Below are 21696 nucleotides of genomic sequence, written 5' to 3' on the forward strand. Positions count from 1 at the left end.
AAAATTATGGGTAGAATCATGCTTGAACTTGATGTAATGATGGCTAGACGCCACGTATCTCTCAATGACCTTGCGGACAAAGTCGGAATTGCAAACGTTAATCTGTCCAAGATAAAAAACAATAAAGTTAATGCGATCCGCTTCGGAACTCTTGCAGGAATCTGCGAAGCGCTCGAATGCGAACCGGGGGACATACTAAAATACGATCCGGAAGGAGAAAATGAAGATTAAAATAAAGAATAAAATAATACCTCAGCCATGCATATGGTTGAGGTATTTTTGTTTTTGGAAACAACTGATCAGATTGTTGTGATCAGCTTGTAGTTCTTGATATCCGCAATGGACTTACACCCTGTGAAAGCCATTGTCTTTTTAAGCTCTGCTTCAGCTTTTTTAAGATAATCACATACGCCCTGTGCACCGTTATCTTTTATCGCTGTCATAAGAGGTCTTCCTATGCAGACAGCGTCTGCTCCGAGAGCGATCGCTTTAAATGCATCCATTCCTGTTTTGATCTCGCAGTCTACGAAAATAGGGATCGTATTATCAATCTCTTTTGCAATCTCCGGAAGGATCTTAAGCGGAGGAACCGCATACTCTATCCTGTTGTTGTGATGAGAAAGCACGATGCCTCTCGCACCCGCTTTAAGGACTTCCTCGGTATCATAGAGACTTAGGACTCCTTTTACGATAACGGGAAGATCTGTGCTGTTGCAGATATCCGTAAGTTCTCCTGTTGTAAGAGGCGCCATTGTATATCCGCTTACTTCATCGGGACCTCCGTCGGGAGAAAAAGCGTGATCGATATCAATGCCTACAGCGAGCACACCGTTTTCTTTTGCATGCTCGATCTTTCTATAAATGATATCCCTGTCTGCGTAGGGTTTTATCACTTCAATAAGTGTTCCTCCGCATGAAAGGATCATCTCTATCTCTTCTTCGTCCGCCATCCCGTACCATGTAAGAAGACCCGAATCCGCCGCACCTTGCGCAAACTCTTTTGCCGCACCCTCAAACATGAAATGATCAAGATGAGAAAGTGCCGCCATCATGATCGGAGACGGAAACTCTTTTCCATATAATTCAAAAGACGGATCGGGATAATCCGCGTTCATGTACCTTGTCTGTATGAGAAGCGAATCCAGATATTTCCTGGTTATTATGTTTGAATTTCCTGCGTTTTCTGCCATAATTGTACCCCTTTGTAATTATTTCTTTTTTATAGTATAAGGCAGGAAACATATCTTTTTCATTTCATTTTTTGTTTTGGCTATTTCATTTTTTGTGGCTTAGCGAGACTTTATTATTTCCTCCGCCATATCCATCAACTCGTCCGAAGTGATGGCATTATCGAATGTTCCCATAACATAGATCACATTGTCCATTTCAAAAACGATATTCGAAGAAAAACTGGTCTCTCGTTCATCGGAACCATAGCTTATAAAGAAATGATCGTCCTCTTCTTCTCTTTTCATTTCCTCTTCGGTGGGATTCGAATCTTTTGAAACCGGCAAAAACAGATATTCATCATAGCTGTAGTAAATATTTACGCCATCAACCTTGCGCGTCTCGTTTGCCCTTGTAGCATCCGGAGAATCTTCCGTCAGATGACCGTTATTTATAACCGGGTTCATCCCCACATAGATATGCGGGTCACCTTCACGCGTATAATTTATAAACAATTCTTTGTATTTATCAATTGCATTTCCCTCTTCATCCTGGGTCTGACAATTTTCTATCTCCATAATGTCAAAAGAATAACCGTTACTAAAAGTTTCAACTGCAGGCGCATTTATCCCGACTTTTTCTTCAAGTTCAATTAGTTTTCCAAAATCGGATGTCCTTGAAAAATAGTCGTTACCGCTGACAACCATCACCGCTTTCCCCGCAGCAAATGCTGTCCCTCCAAGAACACAGATACATGCTGCAGTCAATGCAACTATCTTTTTGATATTAAGTTTTGCTCTCATTCGGCCTCCGTTCTTTTCATTCACAGCTTCCCCAAGCTTTTGAATCAAAATCTCTTTCTGATTTTCCGAAAAGCGAAGGTCTTTCATGGAGTTTTTATAAGAATCAAAGATATATTCATTCATATATTTCACCTGCCTTTTCACCATATGCAGCATCCGCGGTGAGATTTCTTTTTAGCTCTGCCCGTCCTCTCGATAAATATTTAGATACGGCAAGAGCTGATTTTCCCATGATTCCCGCGATCTCTTTTACCGAATATCCCTCGTAGTAGTGAAGGTAAATACTTATTCGATAATTGACAGGGAGTTTCTTTATCTCATCTATTATTTCGGAAGATGGCGCTGCCGGAGCTTCTTTTTCAGCGATGGTATCAAGCGCGACCGTCTTCTTGAAAAAAGCGCTCTTTCTAAGGTCGTGGCACGCATTGATCGTAGTTCTTATGATCCATGCTTTTTCATGTTCCTTAGTGTCAAAAGACTTTCCGCAGGATATATACTTTAGAAGCACCGTCTGGCAGATATCTTCCGAATCGTATGTATGTTGCAGGTAGCTGTAGCTTATTCTGAGTATCATATCCGAATACATCTCAACAACCCGCTTTATCTCCCTTTCTTCCATGTAAAACGCTCCCCTTTTCATATAATGAGGAAATACCGAACCGGCCGGTATTTCCTCAGAAGGCCCTTCTATCTATAATACGATTCAAAGCTTGATAATCGGACAGATGAAATAAATATTTATTTTAATTCCTGTATTCTCTCATTCATTCTTTTGGCTTCTTGGCGGTAGTGGATCATAAATATAAACCAGATAAAAAACGTTACGAATATCTGCCCAAGTACAATGCAGATTGTCATTACGGGTGAGCTGCCATCGCCCATCCAGCCTTCGTTTGCTGCAACGATAAAGTATATGATGAGTCCGATTCCCATGTGGATAATAACTTTCATCGGCATCGGAAGCTTATCAGATGAATAGACTACGGTTGGTGCTCCAAAGCCGATTCCGATGATAAGTGCTCCGATAACCATCTTGGTAAATGTGTAACCACGAAGCACGAAATCTCCGCCGTAACCGATATCAAACGCGGCTGCGGTTAAACAGAACATTGTATATGAAATTCCTATTGCAATAAGTGTATTTTTGATCATGACTTTAATTGTTTCTTTCATGACGATTCCTCCTTACTAATATCCGGCAGATTCCGGTCTATAACATCTTCTTACAGTCCCAGATACTTCTTGAACTCAGGTAAATATTTTCTGGAAACATAATCCTTTGATCCGTTTTTAAGCTTAAGAAGTAAAGTTCCGCTAAAGCCCGGTTCAATGCTGTCCATGTATGAAAGGTTTATAAGCGTGGACTTCGAGATCTGCATGAACTTATTTCCCAGCTGGCTTGCTAGTTCATACAATCTTTTTGCTGAACGGAATGATCTCTTTTCACCGTAAATGACGGTATCGCCGTTCTCGACGCGGACCATGTAGATATCTTCAGGTTTAAGCACAACAAGCTCTTCCCCTGCGCGCGCCGTAACGGGAGCTGCCTCTGTGCTGAGCATATCAACTATCCTTCCGATCTCCTCCGTCATCTTATCTGTGTGTATTTCCGCATATGCTTCATGTACTTCAGGTGATATTATTACGTTTACTTTCATACGCTACCCCTTTCATGATTCCATCATACAACAGCATATGATTCCTGTCTTTGGATTTGCGGTAAGTGGCGAAAAAAGGTGGGTGAAATGCAGAAAAAAGTACGTTAGTAATCTTACGGATAAATGGGAATATATGAGTTTCTTTTGACATTGTCCTCGAAAGGCTTATAATTGGTAGTTGTTGTCGCAGGATACTGCGCCGACAAAACATCTAAGGGAGGACATAATAAAATGAAAAAAAGATTATTGGCAATGGCTATAGTAGCCATTATGGTAACAGGATGTGGTGAAAACGCAAATACTGACAATGTAAACGAGCAAGCATCCGCTGCAGAACAGTCATCGGTAGAGGCTGCCGCTGCTGAACAGACATCGGAGGATGCTGCCGCCATTGAACAGACTTCAGAAGATGCTTCTGCTACAGAGCAGACATCGGAGGACGCAGCTGCCACTGCTCAGACATCTGAAGTAGCTTCTGCCACAGAACAGGCATCGAAAGAAACTGCCGCTACAGAGCAAGCGTCAAAAGAGGCTGCTGCAGAGCATCACGCTCAGGATAATGCAAAAGAAGAATCTAAACAAGCAACTGCAAATCTAAAAGACGGAACCTATACAACAAATCTTGTTTCCGAGCCATTCCCATATTCCCCGGGTTATGTAAAAAGTGTCTCAGTTACCGATAATGCGGTCATAATTGAAGGTGATGTGTACCAGTACGACGATAATTGGAATACGATAGATTTGGGAACCAATACATACACACTTCCGATCGATGCAAACACACAGTACCTTTCAAGTGGTGGTGAGGAAGCTGCCAAGCATATGAGCAAGGAAGACTTCGCAAGCAAATTCCCACAAATTATCGGTTCCGGATTGGGACTTGGAATTAAGATTGAAAACGGCGTTGTTGTTTCATTTGATATTTTCTCATAAATATCAAGTCAATCATAAAAAAACCTGCAGATTGCTGCATTTAAGCAATCTGCAGGTTCTATCATTTAGCTGCTTCGCAGATGATGTCGATACACTTCTCTACGCCGAGCGTCGAGCTCTTGAGGCACAGATCGTAGTAGTCGGCGTGGCCGAACTCAGTGTTGGTGTAGTACGTGCAGTACTTGCGCCTCGTTCTGTCGACCTCTTTCATCTTCTCAAGGATCTGCTCGTCTGTGTAATCAGGCATCTTCTCCTTCATGTGTTGAAGTCTGAAATACTCCGTCGCGGAGATGAATACGTGAAGAGTCTTGTCGTACTCTTGCAAAATCATGTTGGCGTTACGACCAACTATGACACAGTTACCTTTCTCGGCGACCTTCCTGATAGCTTCTCTCTGAGCCGCAAAAAGCTTCTCATTAAGAGGCTTGTTGTAGAAATCAAAAAGACTCTGCCCGAAACCGAATTCCCTCGGAACCTTTTCATCAAACTTCCTGATCTCTTCAGGTGAAAGAGAACCCGATTCCCTGGCTGCGCTAAGGATAAGGTCTTTATCAAAATAATAAAATCCAAGTCTGTCGGCTACCGCTCTTCCGATGGTTCCGCCGCATGAACCGAACTCTCTGCTGATAGTAATAATGTTTTTCATGGCATTACCTCCTCTATAAACTCATGTTTATATCCGGATAGATCCTGCTCCTTATAAAACCTTATTAAGGAAATCAATTGTACGTGCTTCTTTTGGATTAAGAAGTACTTCCTGTGGTGTTCCCTCTTCTATTATATACCCACCGTCCATAAAAATAACTCTGTCGGCGACTTCTCTTGCAAATCCCATCTCGTGGGTAACAATGACCATTGTCATACCCTCGGCCGCAAGTTCTTTCATAACCGCAAGAACTTCACCGACCATCTCGGGATCGAGAGCTGATGTGGGCTCGTCAAAAAGCATGATATCGGGATTCATGCAAAGAGCTCTTGCGATAGCAACTCTCTGCTTCTGTCCGCCGGAAAGCTGGCTGGGATAGCTCTTTTCCTTATCGGCAAGGCCGACCTTCTTAAGCATATCCTTTGCTCTCTTTAGAGCTTCTTCCTTACTGCATTTTCCGAGCATCACGGGTGCGAGCATGAGATTATCGATGATGTTCATGTTGTTAAAAAGATTGAAGTGCTGGAATACCATTCCGATATTCTCTCTAACCTTGTTGATATCAACCTTCTTAGATGTGATCTCTTTTTCATCGATAACGATCTTACCGTCAGTTACGGTCTCGAGCTTATTAAGGCATCTTAGGAAAGTAGATTTACCCGAGCCCGAAGGGCCTATAACCACAACAACTTCACCCTTGTAAACTTCTGTAGAAATGTCTTTTAACACTTCAAGACTTCCGAAGCACTTCTTTAAGTGCTCCACATTTATCATAGTAATATCTTTATTCGCGGCCAACGTTCAATCTCCTTTCCACAACCTTCGCACTTCTTGAAAGGATAGTGATCACAATAAGATACATAATGCCGACGATTGCCCATGTCTGGAAAGACATGAAGGTATTGGCCTGCACGTTCTTGGCTGTATTAACAAGCTCCGGGAATCCGATAACAGAAAGGATCGATGTATCTTTCAAAGTGATTATGAACTGGTTGATAAAGGTTGGGATCATGGTCTTGATCGCCTGAGGAAGCACAACCTTTCTCATTGCCTGAGAATAAGAAAGACCAAGTGATCTTGCAGCCTCCATCTGACCGGGATCAACGGATAGAATACCCGCTCTTATGATCTCAGCCATATATGCTCCGCAGTTAAGCGCAAGACAAATGGTTCCTGCATGGAGCGCCGGAAGCGAAACATTAAAACCACCTATTATCGTATTGAAAAAGTAAGGCATTCCAAAGTAAACAAAGAACGCCAATACGATCATCGGAACACCTCTTATGACGTCAACAAAGATCTGAGCGATGACATTGCACACTCTGTTCTTGATAACGCCCATGATTCCGAAGATAAGTCCGATGATACATGCAAAAAACAGGCCTAATAATGCCAGCAGCAGCGTTCTTCCGAGCGCTGCCGATAACATACCGCCATAAACAGTAATAATTCTAAACATAGATCAGTCTCCGAGATATTTGGCAAGAATCTCATCGTACTTGCCGTTAGCTTTGATGTTTGCAAGTCCTGCGTTGAACTTATCGATAAGTTCCTGGCTGTCCTTGGTAAATACGGCAAAACCATACTCTGCAGGCTCGTTACCTGTTCCGTCAACAAGCTTCATGGCAATGCCTGAATCCTTGATCGTAGCTGCCATGATCGGTGTATCGTCGAAGCAAGCCGCAACCTGTCCGCCTGTAACTGCCTGGTAAACTGTCGGTGAATCCTCAAAGTATGTAACTGTAAAGTTATACTGCTTAGCAAGCTCCTCTGCATATGTAGCTGACATTGAACCTGTCTTAACGGCTACTGATGCACCTGAAAGATCCTCAAAGCCCTTGATATCCGAATCTGCTGCCACAGCCATGCTCTGGTTTGCATCATAGTATCCGTTTGAGAAGATCCAGCCTGAAGCCTTACGCTCATCAGTGATTGAAGCGCCTGCGATCATTCCGTCTGCCTGTCCTGCCTGGCATGCTGCGATCGAAGCATCCCATCCAAGTGACTTAAGCTCATATTTAAAGCCCTGATCCTCAGCAACTGCTGCAAGAATATCTACGTCGATTCCTACGAAGTTGCCCTTGTCATCTGTGTATTCAAAAGGCTTAAATACTGTATCTGTTGCGATAACCCACACCTTACCGTCTGCTGCCCCCGCATTATCACCGGTAGATGCGCTCTGTGTATTTCCGCAAGCCACAGCAAGTACTGCCATAGCCGCAGTCATGAATAATGCCAAAACCTTTTTTTTCATTCCCATTCTCCTTTACTACGCTAATGTACTGACTTATATTGTTTAATATTATAAACGAAAACCAAGCGAATGCAAAACAATGTTTGCGTTCCGCTTGGTTAATGTTTTCTTTATATCAAAGTCTTGTTGTCCACTTTGTACAGTCGATCACCTGCGCTCCCATGTCCTCATAAAAATCAGGCTCATGGCATACCATGATGATGCTTCCCTTATATTCCTTGAGCGCTCTCTTGAGTTCGTCCTTAGCATCGACATCCAGGTGATTGGTAGGCTCGTCGAGTACAAGCAGATTGGATTCGCGGTTGATGAGCTTACAAAGTCTTACCTTGGCCTGCTCACCACCTGATAAAACTTTGCACTTACTCTCGATGTGCTTGGTCGTAAGTCCGCACTTTGCAAGAGCAGATCTGACCTCATACTGAGAAAATCCGGGAAATTCCTTCCAGATTTCTTCCATGCAGGTTGTCTCAATATCGGGCGACATTTCCTGTTCAAAATAGCCGACCTCAACGTTCTCTCCAAGCTCCGCGGATCCGCTTATCGCAGGGATAAGTCCGAGGATACTCTTTAAAAGAGTCGTCTTACCGATTCCGTTTGCTCCAGTAAGTACAATCTTGGTATTTCTCTCCATCGTGATATTAAGCGGAGATGAAAGAGGTTCGTCATAGCCTATCACAAGGTCTTTTGTCTCAAATACGATCTTGCCCGGAGTTCTTGCCGTCTTAAAGTTAAACTCAGGCTTAGGCTTTTCCTGAACCTTCTCGATAAGGTCCATGTTATCAAGCTTCTTTTGACGTGCCATCGCCATGTTTCTTGTCGCAACTCTAGCTTTGTTCCTTGCAACGAAGTCCTTGAGATCGGCGATCTCCTGCTGCTGTCTGTTGTATGCCGCCTCTCTCTGAGCTTTTTTCATCTCGTAAACTTCCATGAACTTGTCGTAGTCTCCGACGTATCTGTCGAGCGAATGCGTCTGTCCGTCCATGTGATAGATGATGTTCACGACGCTGTTAAGGAACGGAATGTCGTGAGATATCAGGATAAAAGCGTTATCATATTCCTGCAGATATCTAGTAAGCCAGACGATGTGCTCAGCGTCAAGATAGTTAGTCGGCTCGTCAAGCAAAAGAATGTCCGGCTTCTCCAATAATAGCTTAGCGAGAAGAATCTTGGTTCTCTGTCCTCCCGAAAGCTCCGTAACGTCTCTGTCGAGGCCAAGCTCAAGAAATCCCAGCGCTCTCGAAACCTCTTCTATCTTGGAGTCGATCAAATAGAAATCTCTGTTGGTCAAAAGATCCTGAATCGTGCCGAGCTCTTCCATCAGCTTTTCAAGCTCTTCTTCGCCCGCTTCACCCATTGCGTCGCAGATCTCGTTCATTCTCTGCTCCATCGCATACAAAGGCTCGTATGCTGAAGCAAGAACGTCTCTTATAGTCATGCCACTCTTAAGGACCGCGTGCTGATCAAGATAGCCTACATTAACGTTCTTGGCCCACTCAATGTTACCCGCATCGGGCATGAGCTTTCCGATAATTATGTTCATAAAAGTGGACTTGCCTTCGCCGTTGGCTCCCACAAGTCCAATGTGTTCTCCATTAAGAAGTCTGAATGACACATCATCAAAAATGGCTCTGTCTCCAAAGCCATGTGTCAGGTGTTCAACATTTAAAATACTCATAAAACCTCACCATTGTCCCATACTTAAGAATTCGACCGCTTTAGCTCTTCCGTGCTGATAAACTCTCTCGAGCTCTTTTTCGTCCTTCTCAATGGGACTTACATTTAAAGGCGCATCGGGCCTTATTACCATAATCTCGCCCCTGCCTTCTTTTTCTCTTATATATCTCTTTTCCTCATTGTACATGAGATGGCGATCCGCCATACACTTTATCATGTTAGGATACTTCCTAAGCATGAGCTTAGCAAGGGGCATGAGCTTCTGCTCGCCCTTAACGTAGTCTTTGGGCTGTGTCTCGATAACCAGTATCTTGTCATAGCCCTGCTCTTCCATGAATTTCAGCGGGATAGAATCGGATATTCCTCCGTCGAGATACACGCCGCCGTCAATATGCACAGGCTTTGATACAAGCGGCATTGAGGCTGACGCCCTGATCCACTCGATATCCTCTTTTCCGCCGGTTGTGAGCTTATGATACACAGGTTTTCCTGTCAAAAGATCTGTCGCAACGCAGTAGAATTCCATCGGATTATTCTGAAAAGTCTCTATATCCCACACGTCAAGCTTGTAAGGGAGCTCATCGTAGCAGAATTTAGCGTTATAAATATCTCCCGTAAAAAGAAGTGAAGACAAGCTGTGATATCTTTTGTCCGTGCAGTATTTCTTGTTATAACGAAGTGCTCTTCCGTGTTGTTTGGACTTAATATTGCATCCGAAAGTTGCACCCGCAGACACGCCAACCGCGCCGTCAAAGGTGATGCCTCTTTCCATAAACACGTCCAAAATGCCGCAGGTAAACATACCGCGCATTGCGCCGCCTTCCATTACAAGTCCCGTTTTCATCTTGTTATGATCTCCCCTGTGCAGTCCATGACTGCAGCTTCTTGTATTATCTCTCCTATGCTGTCTGCGACGATCTTACCTGACTTAGGATTCTTGACGGAATCGATGTGTCCTTTGACATCGGCTTCCACCTCTGAATATTCAAAAGAAAGATCGCAGCCTTCCATCGTGCAATTAATGAGCTTAAGTCCCTTGCAGTAGCAAAGAGGCTGTGTTCCTATTATCTTGCAGTTGATAAGTGTGAGATTCTCGGAATACCACGCGAGATACTCGCCTTTAACAATGCTGTCTCTGACAGTAACGTTCTTGGTATGCCAGAAAGCATCCTTGGTATCGAGGTTACTGTTTGTGATCTCCATGTTCTCAACATATTGGAAGGAGTATTTGCCCTTCATGTTGACGTTATCAAGCTTTATATTCTTGCTGTCGAGGAAAAGATACATCGACTCTATGCTCGAATCAAGAAGAGAAATATTGTCGCACTTCCAGCCAAACTCCTCTGATACTATATCACACTTTTGGAGCTTTATGTCTATGCATTCTCTGAGCGCCTTTATTCCGCCAAGCTTGCTGTCATGGATATAGCCGTTTTTGTCATACCAGAGCGCAGCTCTTGTAAGCTCGTTCATGCTTGAGTTCTCGATCTCGAAATCTGTCACATGCCAGAGCGGATAGCGAAGTGAAAACTTACAATCGCTCACCTTTATATCTCTTGCTTCCTTAAGTGCGGACTCACCGTCGGCCGGCCCGTCGAATACGCAGCCTTTAACCTCAGCGTCCGTTAGATTATATAATGCTCTTTCCTCATCAAGCTGTTTGTTTTCAACTAAATTCTTCATAACAGATTACCTCATATACTAAATCCAGAACATTATACCACTATGAATAAATTGTGCAAAATCTTTTTTGAATAATAAAAAATGCACCGCCTATAAAGAAAAATCTCCTTTAGCGGCGGTGCATCTGCCAATTCATATCTTTTATACTGCCGAAGCCCCATCTCCGTACTTGGCAACAAACTCATCCATAGGCAAGGGCATCGAATAGTAATATCCCTGAAGATAATCGCATCCTATATCCGTCATGGCTTCCGCCATCTTCTCATCCTCTATGCCTTCCGCCGTTACACTAAAGCCCATTCTCTCGAAGGTATCGACGAGATTCGGGAGTATAACATCGGGTTCCTTGCAATAATCCCATACTATGCTGAGGTCAAGCTTTATGTTGATGAACGGATACTTCTTAAGTCTTGAGATATTGGAATATCCTTTTCCGAAGTCATCAAGGACAAATGAAAAGCCTTTATCTTTTATGTTTCCGATCTGCTTTTCCATTATTCCCTCTTCACCCATCGCATCCTCTGTGACCTCAAGGTGGATGACCTCCGGCGGGATATCATATTTTTCCAGTATGGTAAGAAGTCTCTGATCCAGGTCGGTCCTCATAAACTGGACCGGTGAAAGGTTAACGTTTATCCACTTCATTCCCATCTTTTTTATATCATTCTCTTTTACGAAGCGGCATGTCTTGGCAAATACCTGCTCGCCAAGCTGATTGATCTTTCCGTTCTTTTCGGCGATCGGGATAAAAAGACCGGGCGGAACAAGCTTTCCGTCGTTGTCTCGTATCCTTGCAAGCGCCTCCGCACCGACAAGCTTACCTGTAAGCGCGTCCATAACGGGCTGAAGGAACACTTCGACTTTATTGTTATCAACCGCATATTCGAGAGATTTTTTCACCTCTGTTCCCTTAGTTGCCGCTTCTACAATCTTGGTATCGATATAGTTGATCGAGCCGTCTTCGTTCTTCTCGACAACTTCAAGCGTCGTGATAAGCATATTCAGTATGGTATCAGAGCTTTTCATATTGTCGGACGATATAACAGCATAACCCGCCTCAAGATATAGCTCTGTATCACTCGACTTCCAAGGGCTCATGAATCTCTTTACGAGGATCTTATGGATCTTCTCAACGTCCATCTTGTCGTCGCCGACGATAACAAATCGTCCGCTTCTGAAATAAAAGACCTTGTATCTTCTGAATGTGCGGTAGAGATAAGTTCCTATAAGTGAAATACCGCTATCCATCTGCCTTCCGCCGTATATCTCGCGCACCTCACCATAGTTGTGGATTATGAAAGCCATGATCTTATATTTCTTCTTTCCGTTTATCTCATCAAGGTACTCTCTGAGCGCTCTGCTGTTAAACGCATAGCTTCTCGATTCAAGATAAAAGTCCGGATTCTCATAGGTGAGATAAATTGTGGTGATAGCTATCAGACAGAAGGTATCCATCAAAAGATAATTCGGATACATCAGTCTTACTAACGAACCCGCAAGGAGGACCGTGTTATAAAAGAACACGCCTCTTATATCTCTCCTGCGCTTCGGAACATCTTTAAATACAAAGAGAACAACATAAGAACCCAGGATCAGGAACCACATTATAAGATAGATAAAATTATAAAAATATCCGTTGTGATAGCCGCTCTCATCAATGTAAAAAAGCGCATGAGTAAAAGGGGTGGTCAGTATGATAGCGAACGTTAAAAAGATCGGTATCCTGACGATAAGAGATTTTTTCCTGAATTCGGTATAGTCAATCTTAAAGACATTGAGCGTAAAGAAGTAAAAATGGAGAGACCTTAAGACGAACACCACAAAATAAGTGATGTTAAGAATATACAGGATCGCTATGTGGAAATGCGTATAATTGGTATCTGCCCAACTGGCAACTATGTCGATCACAGTAACTGCGCACTGCAACACAAGAAGACGCAGGAAGGTGCGATTCATCTTGATCGGTATGCGCGGAAGAAAGAAATAATAGACCGCATATAATAAGACTACCAAAAGACTTGGGACTGCAAAACTATAATTCCACATAATAGTTTCTCCTTACGCTCACTTTGAACGAAGAAACAATTGTCAATTTTTGGTATAGAAAATAACTCAATTTTATATTACAACAATTTTGTACCATTGTACGTCAATTTACATAAATTTAAGGAATTTTGCAGAAAAGAAATTTGTGTCCACTTTATGAAAATTTAATAATTTAGCGATGCAAAGTATTACAAAACTACTATGCTTTTATCGATTATTAGTATATAATGTATTCATTAAATGAAATTTTGTTGTGAAACCACAATAGGTTGAGGGGCCTTGAGTTTTACAAGCCACTTCGTTTAATAATTTCTTATGAGATGGAGGAATTGCATAATGAGAAGATCTACAAAGATCAAGACAGGCATGAGCCATGGGTGCATTGAAATTATGGCTGATGCTATTAAGGCTAAGGAACAGAACCTATCGTACGGTAAGCTTAAAGCGCTTGAGATGATGGGAAATGTAGCACTTCAAGAGGAAGAGTACAGTTCCGAGTATTCGGTTCACACTCAGGACCTCGTGCGCAGAACGGAGCACACTTCTGAAAAGAAAGCCGTTGCATTCGTTAAGATCAGATAAAGATATATAAAGAGAAGGTTTATATATAAAAACTAAATAGGGAAAAAAATCCTCGGAGTACATCTCCGGGGATTTTTTTGTCTCCACAACCACCGATACCGGCGGCTTTATGAATATAATCCGGCTCTGATATCTTCTTTTAAGCCGTCATAGCAGTCTGATATTTTAACTGTGCATTCTTTCTTCTGTTCGTTATAAAACTTGATCTTTAGTGCTCCGAATTTGATTTCTGCTATCTCCGGATTGTTAAGCTTTAAAAATCCATATTCTCCCAGCTCTGTTCTGATTCTCTCAAATCCTTCATTCTCACTTTCATAAAAAAGGATTCTTTCCGATAATGTCCTTTTATTATTTGGTTTTACCTTATATGCTCTTGAATGCGTTTCCAAATATTCAAGCACACTATCCAATCCATCAATATAATTTTTGTCATCACGTCGCATAGCGTTCAATTGCTTGCGATAACTGTTCTCTCTCATAGCAACGTTTATATTATGTCCCAGTGTAAGTGCTTGCTCAGCTGAACCTGCTGGGGCATATATCGGTGGTATATCGCCTTTTTTATCCACCATTTTCCCGGTTCCAAACAGTCTTATTACATACAGCTTATTATCCCGTCCGATCAAACATGTCGACGCAGACCAATTAAACTTTTTAGCTACGATAAGCATTATCCAAGCAATGAGAATTATAAACAGAAAAACCGCAATAACAGGATTCATTCCTGTTGTAAACATTACCAAAAACATCAAGCCAATCATGATAAAAGTGAACAGCGCACAAAATAAGTTCGTGTTTTCAGATACAAGTGTTTTTTTCCTTCGGGTCTTATAAATCTTCTGAGTCATATAGTCCTCTTAATATGTCATTTAATATTCAAATCAAAATTTATTACTTCTGCACTTTGATGCGCTCATCGCCGGCAAGATAGTTTAAAAGTGCCTGGCGGGCATGTTCTTTGTCGGTAGCTTCGACGCTGACCGTGAAGCGATAGGTGTGGTTTTCTTCGTCTTCGGATTTGCGATTCTTTTCCGCTTCAATGATGGACTTGTCTTTGGTGTCTTCACCGGTAAGCTCCATGATATCGTTGATTGCAAAGCGCCTGAACATATCTTTGTGTTTTTCGTTCTGAAGATATGTGTTAATAAGATGAAGTGTGTCACCGAGATTAAGATACGCGCCGTGAAGGAAGGATTCCATATCGAGGATATCCTCTTTTTGCGTTTCATTACTATCATCCCAGGTAAGCTCACGGTTTACGAGTTCTTCCTCGCTCTCGGCGTTATTCTTTTGCCACTCCATGATGTACCACTTCCAGATCTGGAGGCGCTTCCTGTTGACGTCCTCATCGCTAAGCTCAGACATTTTCTGAACCGCATGCCTTGTGCCGCGGGCAACAAGTGCATCCGTAGTTTTGTTTATATCGTATGTCCTGCTGAAGACAATCTTCTTTTTCTCAAGATTTTCTATGGAAAGTCCCATAATATCTCCCGACAGGCTGCTAAGATACAGAACATAGTCTCCGTGGCGCGCAATAACAACAGGTCTTTTGCGGATAACATCTCTAAACTCCATAAAAGACCTCAGAACATCGTCATTTTGAATGTAACGAAAGGTTCTGCTCATATTGCCTCCTTAGAGGTATTTTTTCTTAAAGTCCTCAATCCTGCAGGGATGTCCGTAAAAGAATCCCATAAGATCGGAAATCGGATATTGCCTTGCAAGTTCCGCCGTTCCGGCATCCTCAACACCTGTAAAGCACGTTCTTATACCGAGCCTGTGCGCAAAAGAAGTAACGGCTTCCACCATGTATTTATTCGTAAGATTATCTTCCATTCCGCCTGTAAGCGAAGGCACAAGGCTTATGAAATCGATCGGCATATGGCTTACAAGATCAAGTGAAGCAAAGTCCGAAACATCGAGACCTATCTTGAGTCCGCATGATTTAAGGAATTCCACCTGGCTCTTTAAATGCTCGATAGAAAGCTGTCTGCAGCTCTGTGTAAGCTGCAAGCAAAGAGCCGTTGCAGGATAACCCGTCTTTCTCATTATCTCCAAAAGAGTCGTTCTAAACTCAGATTTCTCAAGCTGCATGAAAGCAAGGTTCACGCTCAGATAAAAGTCTCTGCGGTCCTGCCTTATCGGCATCGCATCGACCAGCGCCGTTTCAAGTATCCAGTTGCCGAGCGAATAGAATACCGGATCCTGTTCAAGCCATGGAACAAACTCTGATGGCGATACATCTCCGTAAGGCTCTTTTTCCCATCTGACAAAAACTTCCATTCCGACAAGATTGCCGTTTGCCGCTGAAAAAATAGGCTGATACTCAAGATGGAAACCTTCAAACCCGTTGATCACACAGTTTCTGACTTCATTAACGAGCTCTATGCTACTGTTGTTGTTCTCTGCATGATCGTTGTGAAAAATAATAAGGTTGCCGTGCTTCTGCGTCTTGGAATAATCAAGCGCGTACTTGGCGCTTGTGTATATCGAATGCTCATCGACATCAAGATCTGTCGCAACGACTAGTCCGCCACCCATTTCAGCTTTAACTGTCTTACCGTCGATCGAAAGCCCTTCTCTGGTAAATGCCCTCATACGACCGTATAGCTTTTTGATATCATCGAGTTTCATGCTCGGAGTTATAAGAGCGATTATAGTACCCTCGCCTCTGTAGGCCTTTCCGTCGGGCCCGCCCTCGCTTTGCAGTTTCTCGGCGACAGCCTTTAGTAAGCTGTTTCCCGTCATATATCCGTAGCGTCTGTTGATCTCACCGAAATCTATAACGTTGACCATGAGTATCGAATACTCTTTTCCCTCAGTCTTAAGACTTCTCATATAGTTGAGCATCTCAAACTGGTTGGGCAAAAGAGTTATCGGATCGTTGTTGTCCACGATACCCTTATTGATAATCGAGCATGCGTAAAAAACCGGCTTGTCCGAATAGTCTTTTATCACGACTCCTCTACATGAGCAAACGACAAATTCCCCGTTTTTATTCCTTGCTCTGTATTCGAAGTTGGGATCCAGCTTATCTCCTGCATATACGCGCTGAATATATTCGGCATACTTATCCCTGTCATCGGGATGAATCCTCATCTCCCAGACCGATGCCGCATTAAAAATATATTCCCCTGATAGTCCGAAATAGTCCACTGCATTGAGCGACCATCTCGAAATATTTTTTTCCATGTCGTGTACATAGACATAACGGCTTCTCGATGTTACCGCAAAGGTATCGAAAATCCTATTGATTAAATCGTAAGTTCCTCCCGCCATCTTTTATAATTCCTCTTATTCTGCGTGTTTTATTATCTGTCGAATTTAACCGACTTATCGCCCCTTACAAAGCGCCTTGCCTTAATAAGTCGCTTGTTTGAATACATTGCATCGTCGGCTTTTTTTACAATGTCCTCTATATTAACGCCGTCGTCCGGGAATCTTGCAAATCCCGCACTTATCATCACTTTAAGCGTTATATCCCCGACTGTTACGTCTCGTGCGACGTTGGTCCTTATTCTTGCTATGACATCTTCATAGAAAAATCTGTCGTGCTTGCCGTGAATTACTACGACAAATTCATCTCCGCCTATTCTAAACGCAATGTCTTTTTCCCTGATGCTGTTAAGAAGTCTCTTGGCCACAACGTTGAGGAGCTCATCTCCAACCTCATGACCGTATGTGTCGTTGACCATTTTAAAATCATTGAGATCAATATATATGATTCCGAACGGGCTCTTTTTCTTTATGAGATCATCGGTATGTTCCTTGTAGCTTCTTGGATTGTGCAGGTTGGTAAGCGCGTCTGTGTACGACAACACCGCGAGTTCTCCCGCATTTTCCTTGACGGACATGTATGATGAAACCGCGATCGACATAAGGATACTAAAGATAATACCGATCAGAAATGCAGTAACTATCTCCTTAAGATCCATCCAGTTTCCGATTGGTGCTATCATAAGTGTCCAGAAACCGCCGCCAACGGTGCTGATCATTGAAGAGATCGGTGCCGCAAGCTCTTTTTCCGAATATTCCATGATAATGCGCTCATCGCCGGTAAGAATATTGTTGCCGACAAGCTTATATTCATAGCCTTCATCCGCGAGCGCCTTGATATTAACTTCTGATAAAAAGTCGGACAATCCCAATGTTATCGAAGCAAATCCCCAGAAATTGTCTGCATTCTTCTCTCCGATATACACAGGGCGCCTTATTATCACGCCGTAGCTTCCATCCGGTAGCGTAACGGGCGCAAGTATCACTGAAAGGCCTGTATTCATGCTGTTTTCCGCATAAACGCTTTCAACTGAATCCTCAAAAAGATTTTTCCTCTCAGCGATACCGTTATCCAAGGGATATATGTAACTAACCACTCCGTTCGGAGCAAGCGAAACGCTTATTACATCGAGATAATCGTTAAAAAGAGCTTCTCCCATCGTCTGAAACTCTTGCTGCTTGAGGTCCCCGTCCTCATTGGCTATCTCGATCTCCAATATCCTGGTTATATAATCTCTTGATTCTATTTCGGCTTCTATCCTCTCACTGATAGAATCAGCAAGGAACTGAGCCTTTTCTTTTCTATTCGCGGCTACTCTTGTCAGATAAAAGAATGATATGAAGGTTGTAATGATAAGCGTCACAATAAAGATGATCGTGCCTACCGTTTTAATCTTTCTTTTTCCCATATTCATCCTCAGGTATTTAAAATTGGCAATACTTAGATTAATTATATCATAATATGAAAAAGGATATTACGGGGTGTGATTACCTCGTAATATCCTTCTAAATTCTTATATGGAAGTTCGACTCTCGCTTCGCTCGATCACTTAATTACTATATTCACGATCCTGCCGGGAACATAGATCTCTTTTACGATAGTCTTACCTTCAAGCTTATCTGCGATGAGCTCTTTACCCTTGGCGATAACTTCGTCTTTGGGATCTTCCTTGCCGATAGCAAGTGTGGCCTTAACCTTACCGTTGATCTGAACTGCGATCTCTACTGTGTCTTCTACGCACTTAGACTCATCAAATGTGGGCCAAGGCTCGAAGGCAATAGTATTGTCGTGTCCAAGCTTCTGCCAGATCTCTTCACCAACGTGAGGGCAGATGCATGACAACATCTTAATAAAGTTCTCGGCATACTCTCTTGGGCACTTTCCTTCCTTGTATACCGCATTAACAAAGATCATCATCTGAGCTATGGCTGTATTAAAGCCAAGTGCCTCGAAATCACCTGTGACCTTCTTAACTGTCTGATGATAAACTTTCTCAAGATTGCCGTTGTTGTCATCAGTGATGTTTGCAGGCTCTGTAAAGAAAGTAAATACGCGGTTGATAAACTTTCTTGCGCCTGTAACGGCTGCGGAGTTCCAAGGCTTAGATACTTCCAAAGGTCCCATGAACATCTCATACAGGCGAAGCGTATCAGCTCCATACTCGTTTACAATATCGCTGGGGTTAACAACAAACTCAGGGAATCTCTTACCCATCTTGATACCGTTCTCACCAAGGATCATTCCCTGATGTACGAGCTTTTTGAAAGGCTCTTTTACAGGTGAAAGACCTTTGTTATAAAGGAAACGGTTCCAGATACGTGAGTACATCAGGTGTCCTACAGCGTGCTCGGGACCGCCGATGTAAAGGTCAACCGGCATCCAGTGCTTAAGGAGTTCCTGATTGGCGAACTCTTTATCGTTATCGGGATCGATATATCTGAAATAGTACCAAGAAGAACCTGCGGAACCGGGCATGGTTGATGTCTCTCTTGTTCCCTTAAGTCCGTTCTTGTCATATGCCTTCCACTCTGTAGCGTTCTCTAAAGGCGCCTTGCCTCCGCGTCCCTTGTAATCCTCAAGCTCGGGAAGAACAACGGGAAGCTCGCTGTCATCAAGGAAAACAATGCTTCCGTCTTCTTTGTATACGCAGGGAACGGGCTCGCCCCAATAACGCTGTCTTGCGAAGATCCACTCACGGAAGTGATAGTTAACCTTCTCTCTTGCAACGCCCATATCTACGAGCTTCTTGGTGATGGCTTTCTTGGCATCTTCTACAGTCATTCCGTCGAACTCTTCGGAATTCATAAGGATGCAGCCCTTGCCGAGATAATCCTGCTTCTCAAATGCATGTCCGGAAACATCAACTGTTCCTTCGGCATTGTTTATAACCTGGATAAGCGGAAGTCCGTGAACCTCAGCATACTCAAAGTCTCTCTGATCATGTGTGGGTACGGCCATAACAGCACCTGTACCGTAGCTTGCAAGAACGAAGTCACCGATAAACAAAGGCACTTCCTTGCCGTTTACGGGGTTGATCGCATAGATTCCCTTAAGAGGGCATCCTGACTTGGTCTTGTTAAGATCTGTACGATCAAGATCGTTCTTTTTAAGTGTCTCATTTATATATGCCTGAACCTCGTCTAGATTCTCAACGCGGTCCAAAAGTCCCTTAACGATCTCTCCGTCGGGAGCAAGTACCATAAAGGTAATACCGTAGATGGTCTCAATACATGTTGTGAAGATTGAGAACTCTCCGCCGCCTACGATCTTGAAATCAACCTCAACACCGGTTGACTTACCGATCCAGTTACGCTGGATCTCCTTGGTTGACTCGGGCCAGTCAATCTCATTAAGTCCGTCAAGAAGCTCCTCAGCGAAAGCCTGCTGATCGATAACCCACTGCTTCATCATCTTTTTAACAACGGGATAACCGCCACGCTCTGATTTACCGTCGATTACCTCATCGTTGGAAAGAACCGTTCCCAGCTCCTCGCACCAGTTAACAGGCATATCGATATGCTTGGCATAACCGTCTTCATACAATTTCTTAAAGATCCACTGTGTCCACTTGTAGAACTTGGGATCGCTTGTTGCTACCATCTTGGACCAGTCATAGTCAAATCCAAGCTCCTTGAGCTGCTTGGAAAAAGTCTCTATATTCTTCTCTGTGAATCCGGCAGGATGGTTACCTGTTGTAACCGCATACTGCTCAGCAGGAAGACCGAATGAATCGTATCCCATGGGATGCAATACGTTATATCCCTGCATTCTCTTCATACGTGACATGATATCTGTAGCCGTATATCCTTCGGGATGTCCTGCGTGAAGACCTACACCTGACGGATAAGGGAACATATCAAGGGCATAATATTTGGGCTTGGAAAAATCCCAAACGTCTGTCTTAAATGTCTGGTTCTCTTCCCAATATTTCTGCCATTTACTTTCTATTGCGTGATGATTGTATACTTCTGACATGAGATACTTTTTCTCCTCCAATTATTATTACCTCAAAATTTTACCACACGCGGGACTGTTGTCAAATAATAAGAGCTGCCGTTTTTTTCGGCAGCCCTAACGCTCATCATAAAACTTACTGTATATATTTATTAGCCCAGTTTTTAAGCTCATCGCGGGAAATTCCCACATTGAACTTCCTTCCTCCGTCGAAATGAATGCGCGTGTAGGTATTCTGGAGGTCTTTTACGCTCTTATCGATATCGGTTCCTCCGGAAGTAGCAAAAAGAACTACATGCTTACCGGAAAACTCGTATTCCTCAAGGAATGAGTTGATGATATGAGGTGCCGTGTACCACCAGATCGGAAAGCCGATAAAAACGACATCCGCGCCTTCAACGCTGGCATTGCCGTCTGCAAGTTCCGGGCGCGATGTTATATCTTTCATCTCAATGCTGCTTCTTGAAAACTCATTCTGCCAGTTAAGATCCTCAGAAGTATATCTGTTCTTGGGCGCTATCTCATAGATATCCGCACCGATCTCCGCCGCCAACTGATTGGCGATGCTGGCAGTTACTCCGCTTGCTGAAAAGTACGCAACCAATATTTTTTTGCTCATCTGAACCCCCTCGTGTTTTTATTGGTTAAACAGGTTTGATAACAAGTCTCTGCGGCTCTACGTGCCTTGACTCGCCTTTTCTTCCGCGGCAGACAATGCCCTGCTCGATATTTATGAGCTCGACACGCTCCTTCATGGCTTCCATTATCTGCTTTACGGCGTTCTCATAGTCCTTCGGATCCATGGGAACAACATAGTCGTGATTGAGATGCTCGGTTGATATTACCGCCGATCTGTATCTCGTATCATACCTGATTCCGTAGAAAGTACACACTTCCGTGTTGAGAGTTCCGTTACTGTCACTACATTGCATCGCTATATACATGATGTCACCCTCCAACTAAACAGACTAGTGAAAAACAATAAACATTTATACAATTTAATGATAATACATTTTAAT

23 protein-coding genes are annotated in these 21696 nt (G+C 43.1%); 3 read left to right on the forward strand and 20 right to left on the reverse strand.

The genetic code is table 11. The features are described from left to right. The first annotated feature begins 6 nt into the window (after positions 1 to 6). Positions 7 to 231 (forward strand): helix-turn-helix domain-containing protein, encoded by a 225-nt coding sequence (locus D6856_RS03110; RefSeq protein ID WP_120685684.1) that lies wholly within the window; start codon positions 7 to 9, stop codon positions 229 to 231. Positions 232 to 299: 68 nt separating this feature from the next. Here D6856_RS03110 and D6856_RS03115 read toward each other — a convergent pair whose 3' ends face one another. The 5 genes from D6856_RS03115 to D6856_RS03135 form a co-directional block, all read right to left on the reverse strand. Next, positions 300 to 1190, reverse strand: a complete 891-nt coding sequence (locus D6856_RS03115; protein ID WP_120685685.1) for an alpha-hydroxy acid oxidase — start codon at positions 1188 to 1190, stop codon at positions 300 to 302. Between the two features lie 99 nt (positions 1191 to 1289). Next, complete coding sequence (locus D6856_RS03120) at positions 1290 to 2093, reverse strand: hypothetical protein (RefSeq protein WP_120685686.1); 804 nt, start codon at positions 2091 to 2093, stop codon at positions 1290 to 1292. Continuing rightward, complete coding sequence (locus D6856_RS03125; protein ID WP_120685687.1) at positions 2086 to 2589, reverse strand: RNA polymerase sigma factor; 504 nt, start codon at positions 2587 to 2589, stop codon at positions 2086 to 2088. The genes D6856_RS03120 and D6856_RS03125 overlap by 8 nt, the downstream gene beginning before the upstream one ends. 119 nt (positions 2590 to 2708) lie before the next feature. Continuing rightward, the gene (locus D6856_RS03130; protein ID WP_120657835.1) at positions 2709 to 3143 is read right to left on the reverse strand and encodes a DUF3021 domain-containing protein; all 435 of its coding nucleotides are present in this window, start codon (positions 3141 to 3143) and stop codon (positions 2709 to 2711) included. A 50-nt stretch (positions 3144 to 3193) separates the two neighbouring features. Next, positions 3194 to 3628, reverse strand: a complete 435-nt coding sequence (locus tag D6856_RS03135) for a LytTR family DNA-binding domain-containing protein (protein WP_120685688.1) — start codon at positions 3626 to 3628, stop codon at positions 3194 to 3196. A gap of 231 nt (positions 3629 to 3859) precedes the next feature. Between D6856_RS03135 and D6856_RS03140 the strand changes: the two genes are divergently transcribed. Then, positions 3860 to 4561 carry a hypothetical protein gene (locus D6856_RS03140; protein ID WP_120685689.1) on the forward strand — a complete coding sequence of 234 codons (702 nt, stop codon included), beginning with the start codon at positions 3860 to 3862 and terminating at the stop codon, positions 4559 to 4561. A gap of 61 nt (positions 4562 to 4622) precedes the next feature. Here the strand turns inward: D6856_RS03140 and D6856_RS03145 are convergent, their stop codons facing one another. The 8 genes from D6856_RS03145 to D6856_RS03180 all read right to left on the reverse strand — a co-directional run bounded on the left by D6856_RS03145 (position 4623) and on the right by D6856_RS03180 (position 12864). Further along, positions 4623 to 5207: a cytidylate kinase-like family protein gene (locus tag D6856_RS03145; protein WP_120685690.1), complete on the reverse strand. Its 585-nt coding sequence runs from the start codon at positions 5205 to 5207 to the stop codon at positions 4623 to 4625. 51 nt (positions 5208 to 5258) lie between these two features. Further along, entirely contained in the window at positions 5259 to 5981 is a 723-nt protein-coding gene (locus D6856_RS03150; RefSeq protein WP_120657916.1) for an amino acid ABC transporter ATP-binding protein, read from the reverse strand. Between the two features lie 10 nt (positions 5982 to 5991). Further along, positions 5992 to 6666: an amino acid ABC transporter permease gene (locus tag D6856_RS03155; protein ID WP_120685691.1), complete on the reverse strand. Its 675-nt coding sequence runs from the start codon at positions 6664 to 6666 to the stop codon at positions 5992 to 5994. A gap of 3 nt (positions 6667 to 6669) precedes the next feature. Next, complete coding sequence (locus tag D6856_RS03160; RefSeq protein ID WP_092249329.1) at positions 6670 to 7461, reverse strand: transporter substrate-binding domain-containing protein; 792 nt, start codon at positions 7459 to 7461, stop codon at positions 6670 to 6672. 115 nt (positions 7462 to 7576) lie between these two features. After that, the gene (locus D6856_RS03165) at positions 7577 to 9136 is read right to left on the reverse strand and encodes an ABC-F family ATP-binding cassette domain-containing protein (RefSeq protein ID WP_120685692.1); all 1560 of its coding nucleotides are present in this window, start codon (positions 9134 to 9136) and stop codon (positions 7577 to 7579) included. A gap of 6 nt (positions 9137 to 9142) precedes the next feature. Next, entirely contained in the window at positions 9143 to 9979 is an 837-nt protein-coding gene (locus tag D6856_RS15435; protein ID WP_092249323.1) for a patatin-like phospholipase family protein, read from the reverse strand. Further along, positions 9976 to 10818: a DUF3737 family protein gene (locus D6856_RS03175; RefSeq protein WP_120685693.1), complete on the reverse strand. Its 843-nt coding sequence runs from the start codon at positions 10816 to 10818 to the stop codon at positions 9976 to 9978. The genes D6856_RS15435 and D6856_RS03175 overlap by 4 nt, the downstream gene beginning before the upstream one ends. Positions 10819 to 10959: 141 nt before the next feature. Beyond that, positions 10960 to 12864, reverse strand: coding sequence for an EAL domain-containing protein (locus D6856_RS03180; protein ID WP_120685694.1), 1905 nt, complete (start codon positions 12862 to 12864; stop codon positions 10960 to 10962). Between the two features lie 336 nt (positions 12865 to 13200). Here D6856_RS03180 and D6856_RS03185 point away from each other — a divergent pair, with 336 nt between their 5' ends. Then, positions 13201 to 13446: a hypothetical protein gene (locus tag D6856_RS03185; RefSeq protein ID WP_120685695.1), complete on the forward strand. Its 246-nt coding sequence runs from the start codon at positions 13201 to 13203 to the stop codon at positions 13444 to 13446. A 107-nt stretch (positions 13447 to 13553) separates the two neighbouring features. Here the strand turns inward: D6856_RS03185 and D6856_RS15090 are convergent, their stop codons facing one another. From D6856_RS15090 to D6856_RS03220, 7 genes are all read right to left on the reverse strand, one after another. After that, positions 13554 to 14018 (reverse strand): hypothetical protein, encoded by a 465-nt coding sequence (locus D6856_RS15090; protein ID WP_147367795.1) that lies wholly within the window; start codon positions 14016 to 14018, stop codon positions 13554 to 13556. A 319-nt stretch (positions 14019 to 14337) separates the two neighbouring features. Further along, a complete protein-coding gene (locus D6856_RS03195) occupies positions 14338 to 15072 on the reverse strand; it encodes a hypothetical protein (protein WP_120685697.1) in 735 nt (244 codons plus the stop codon). Between the two features lie 9 nt (positions 15073 to 15081). Next, positions 15082 to 16725 (reverse strand): sensor domain-containing phosphodiesterase, encoded by a 1644-nt coding sequence (locus D6856_RS03200; RefSeq protein WP_120685698.1) that lies wholly within the window; start codon positions 16723 to 16725, stop codon positions 15082 to 15084. Between the two features lie 32 nt (positions 16726 to 16757). After that, a complete protein-coding gene (locus D6856_RS03205) occupies positions 16758 to 18131 on the reverse strand; it encodes a diguanylate cyclase domain-containing protein (RefSeq protein WP_158588808.1) in 1374 nt (457 codons plus the stop codon). 137 nt (positions 18132 to 18268) lie between these two features. Beyond that, a complete protein-coding gene (gene leuS / locus D6856_RS03210) occupies positions 18269 to 20698 on the reverse strand; it encodes a leucine--tRNA ligase (RefSeq protein WP_120685700.1) in 2430 nt (809 codons plus the stop codon). 115 nt (positions 20699 to 20813) lie between these two features. Then, positions 20814 to 21296: a flavodoxin gene (locus D6856_RS03215; RefSeq protein WP_120657853.1), complete on the reverse strand. Its 483-nt coding sequence runs from the start codon at positions 21294 to 21296 to the stop codon at positions 20814 to 20816. A gap of 25 nt (positions 21297 to 21321) precedes the next feature. Then, entirely contained in the window at positions 21322 to 21621 is a 300-nt protein-coding gene (locus tag D6856_RS03220) for a hypothetical protein (RefSeq protein WP_120657854.1), read from the reverse strand. Between the last annotated feature and the right edge of the window lie 75 nt (positions 21622 to 21696).

Source organism: Butyrivibrio sp. XB500-5, assembly GCF_003625505.1.
In the GTDB taxonomy this organism is placed as follows: Bacteria; Bacillota; Clostridia; order Lachnospirales; family Lachnospiraceae; genus Butyrivibrio.

What these genes read in the sequence shown, in the direction of transcription:
- D6856_RS03110 (WP_120685684.1), top strand. Translation starts at nt 7, where the DNA reads ATGGGTAGAATCATGCTTGAACTTGATGTAATGATGGCTAGACGCCAC.
- D6856_RS03115 (WP_120685685.1), bottom strand. Translation starts at nt 1,190, where the DNA reads ATGGCAGAAAACGCAGGAAATTCAAACATAATAACCAGGAAATATCTG.
- D6856_RS03120 (WP_120685686.1), bottom strand. Translation starts at nt 2,093, where the DNA reads ATGAATGAATATATCTTTGATTCTTATAAAAACTCCATGAAAGACCTT.
- D6856_RS03125 (WP_120685687.1), bottom strand. Translation starts at nt 2,589, where the DNA reads ATGGAAGAAAGGGAGATAAAGCGGGTTGTTGAGATGTATTCGGATATG.
- D6856_RS03130 (WP_120657835.1), bottom strand. Translation starts at nt 3,143, where the DNA reads ATGAAAGAAACAATTAAAGTCATGATCAAAAATACACTTATTGCAATA.
- D6856_RS03135 (WP_120685688.1), bottom strand. Translation starts at nt 3,628, where the DNA reads ATGAAAGTAAACGTAATAATATCACCTGAAGTACATGAAGCATATGCG.
- D6856_RS03140 (WP_120685689.1), top strand. Translation starts at nt 3,860, where the DNA reads ATGAAAAAAAGATTATTGGCAATGGCTATAGTAGCCATTATGGTAACA.
- D6856_RS03145 (WP_120685690.1), bottom strand. Translation starts at nt 5,207, where the DNA reads ATGAAAAACATTATTACTATCAGCAGAGAGTTCGGTTCATGCGGCGGA.
- D6856_RS03150 (WP_120657916.1), bottom strand. Translation starts at nt 5,981, where the DNA reads ATGATAAATGTGGAGCACTTAAAGAAGTGCTTCGGAAGTCTTGAAGTG.
- D6856_RS03155 (WP_120685691.1), bottom strand. Translation starts at nt 6,666, where the DNA reads ATGTTTAGAATTATTACTGTTTATGGCGGTATGTTATCGGCAGCGCTC.
- D6856_RS03160 (WP_092249329.1), bottom strand. Translation starts at nt 7,461, where the DNA reads ATGAAAAAAAAGGTTTTGGCATTATTCATGACTGCGGCTATGGCAGTA.
- D6856_RS03165 (WP_120685692.1), bottom strand. Translation starts at nt 9,136, where the DNA reads ATGAGTATTTTAAATGTTGAACACCTGACACATGGCTTTGGAGACAGA.
- D6856_RS15435 (WP_092249323.1), bottom strand. Translation starts at nt 9,979, where the DNA reads ATGAAAACGGGACTTGTAATGGAAGGCGGCGCAATGCGCGGTATGTTT.
- D6856_RS03175 (WP_120685693.1), bottom strand. Translation starts at nt 10,818, where the DNA reads ATGAAGAATTTAGTTGAAAACAAACAGCTTGATGAGGAAAGAGCATTA.
- D6856_RS03180 (WP_120685694.1), bottom strand. Translation starts at nt 12,864, where the DNA reads ATGTGGAATTATAGTTTTGCAGTCCCAAGTCTTTTGGTAGTCTTATTA.
- D6856_RS03185 (WP_120685695.1), top strand. Translation starts at nt 13,201, where the DNA reads ATGAGAAGATCTACAAAGATCAAGACAGGCATGAGCCATGGGTGCATT.
- D6856_RS15090 (WP_147367795.1), bottom strand. Translation starts at nt 14,018, where the DNA reads ATGGTGGATAAAAAAGGCGATATACCACCGATATATGCCCCAGCAGGT.
- D6856_RS03195 (WP_120685697.1), bottom strand. Translation starts at nt 15,072, where the DNA reads ATGAGCAGAACCTTTCGTTACATTCAAAATGACGATGTTCTGAGGTCT.
- D6856_RS03200 (WP_120685698.1), bottom strand. Translation starts at nt 16,725, where the DNA reads ATGGCGGGAGGAACTTACGATTTAATCAATAGGATTTTCGATACCTTT.
- D6856_RS03205 (WP_158588808.1), bottom strand. Translation starts at nt 18,131, where the DNA reads ATGGGAAAAAGAAAGATTAAAACGGTAGGCACGATCATCTTTATTGTG.
- leuS (WP_120685700.1), bottom strand. Translation starts at nt 20,698, where the DNA reads ATGTCAGAAGTATACAATCATCACGCAATAGAAAGTAAATGGCAGAAA.
- D6856_RS03215 (WP_120657853.1), bottom strand. Translation starts at nt 21,296, where the DNA reads ATGAGCAAAAAAATATTGGTTGCGTACTTTTCAGCAAGCGGAGTAACT.
- D6856_RS03220 (WP_120657854.1), bottom strand. Translation starts at nt 21,621, where the DNA reads ATGTATATAGCGATGCAATGTAGTGACAGTAACGGAACTCTCAACACG.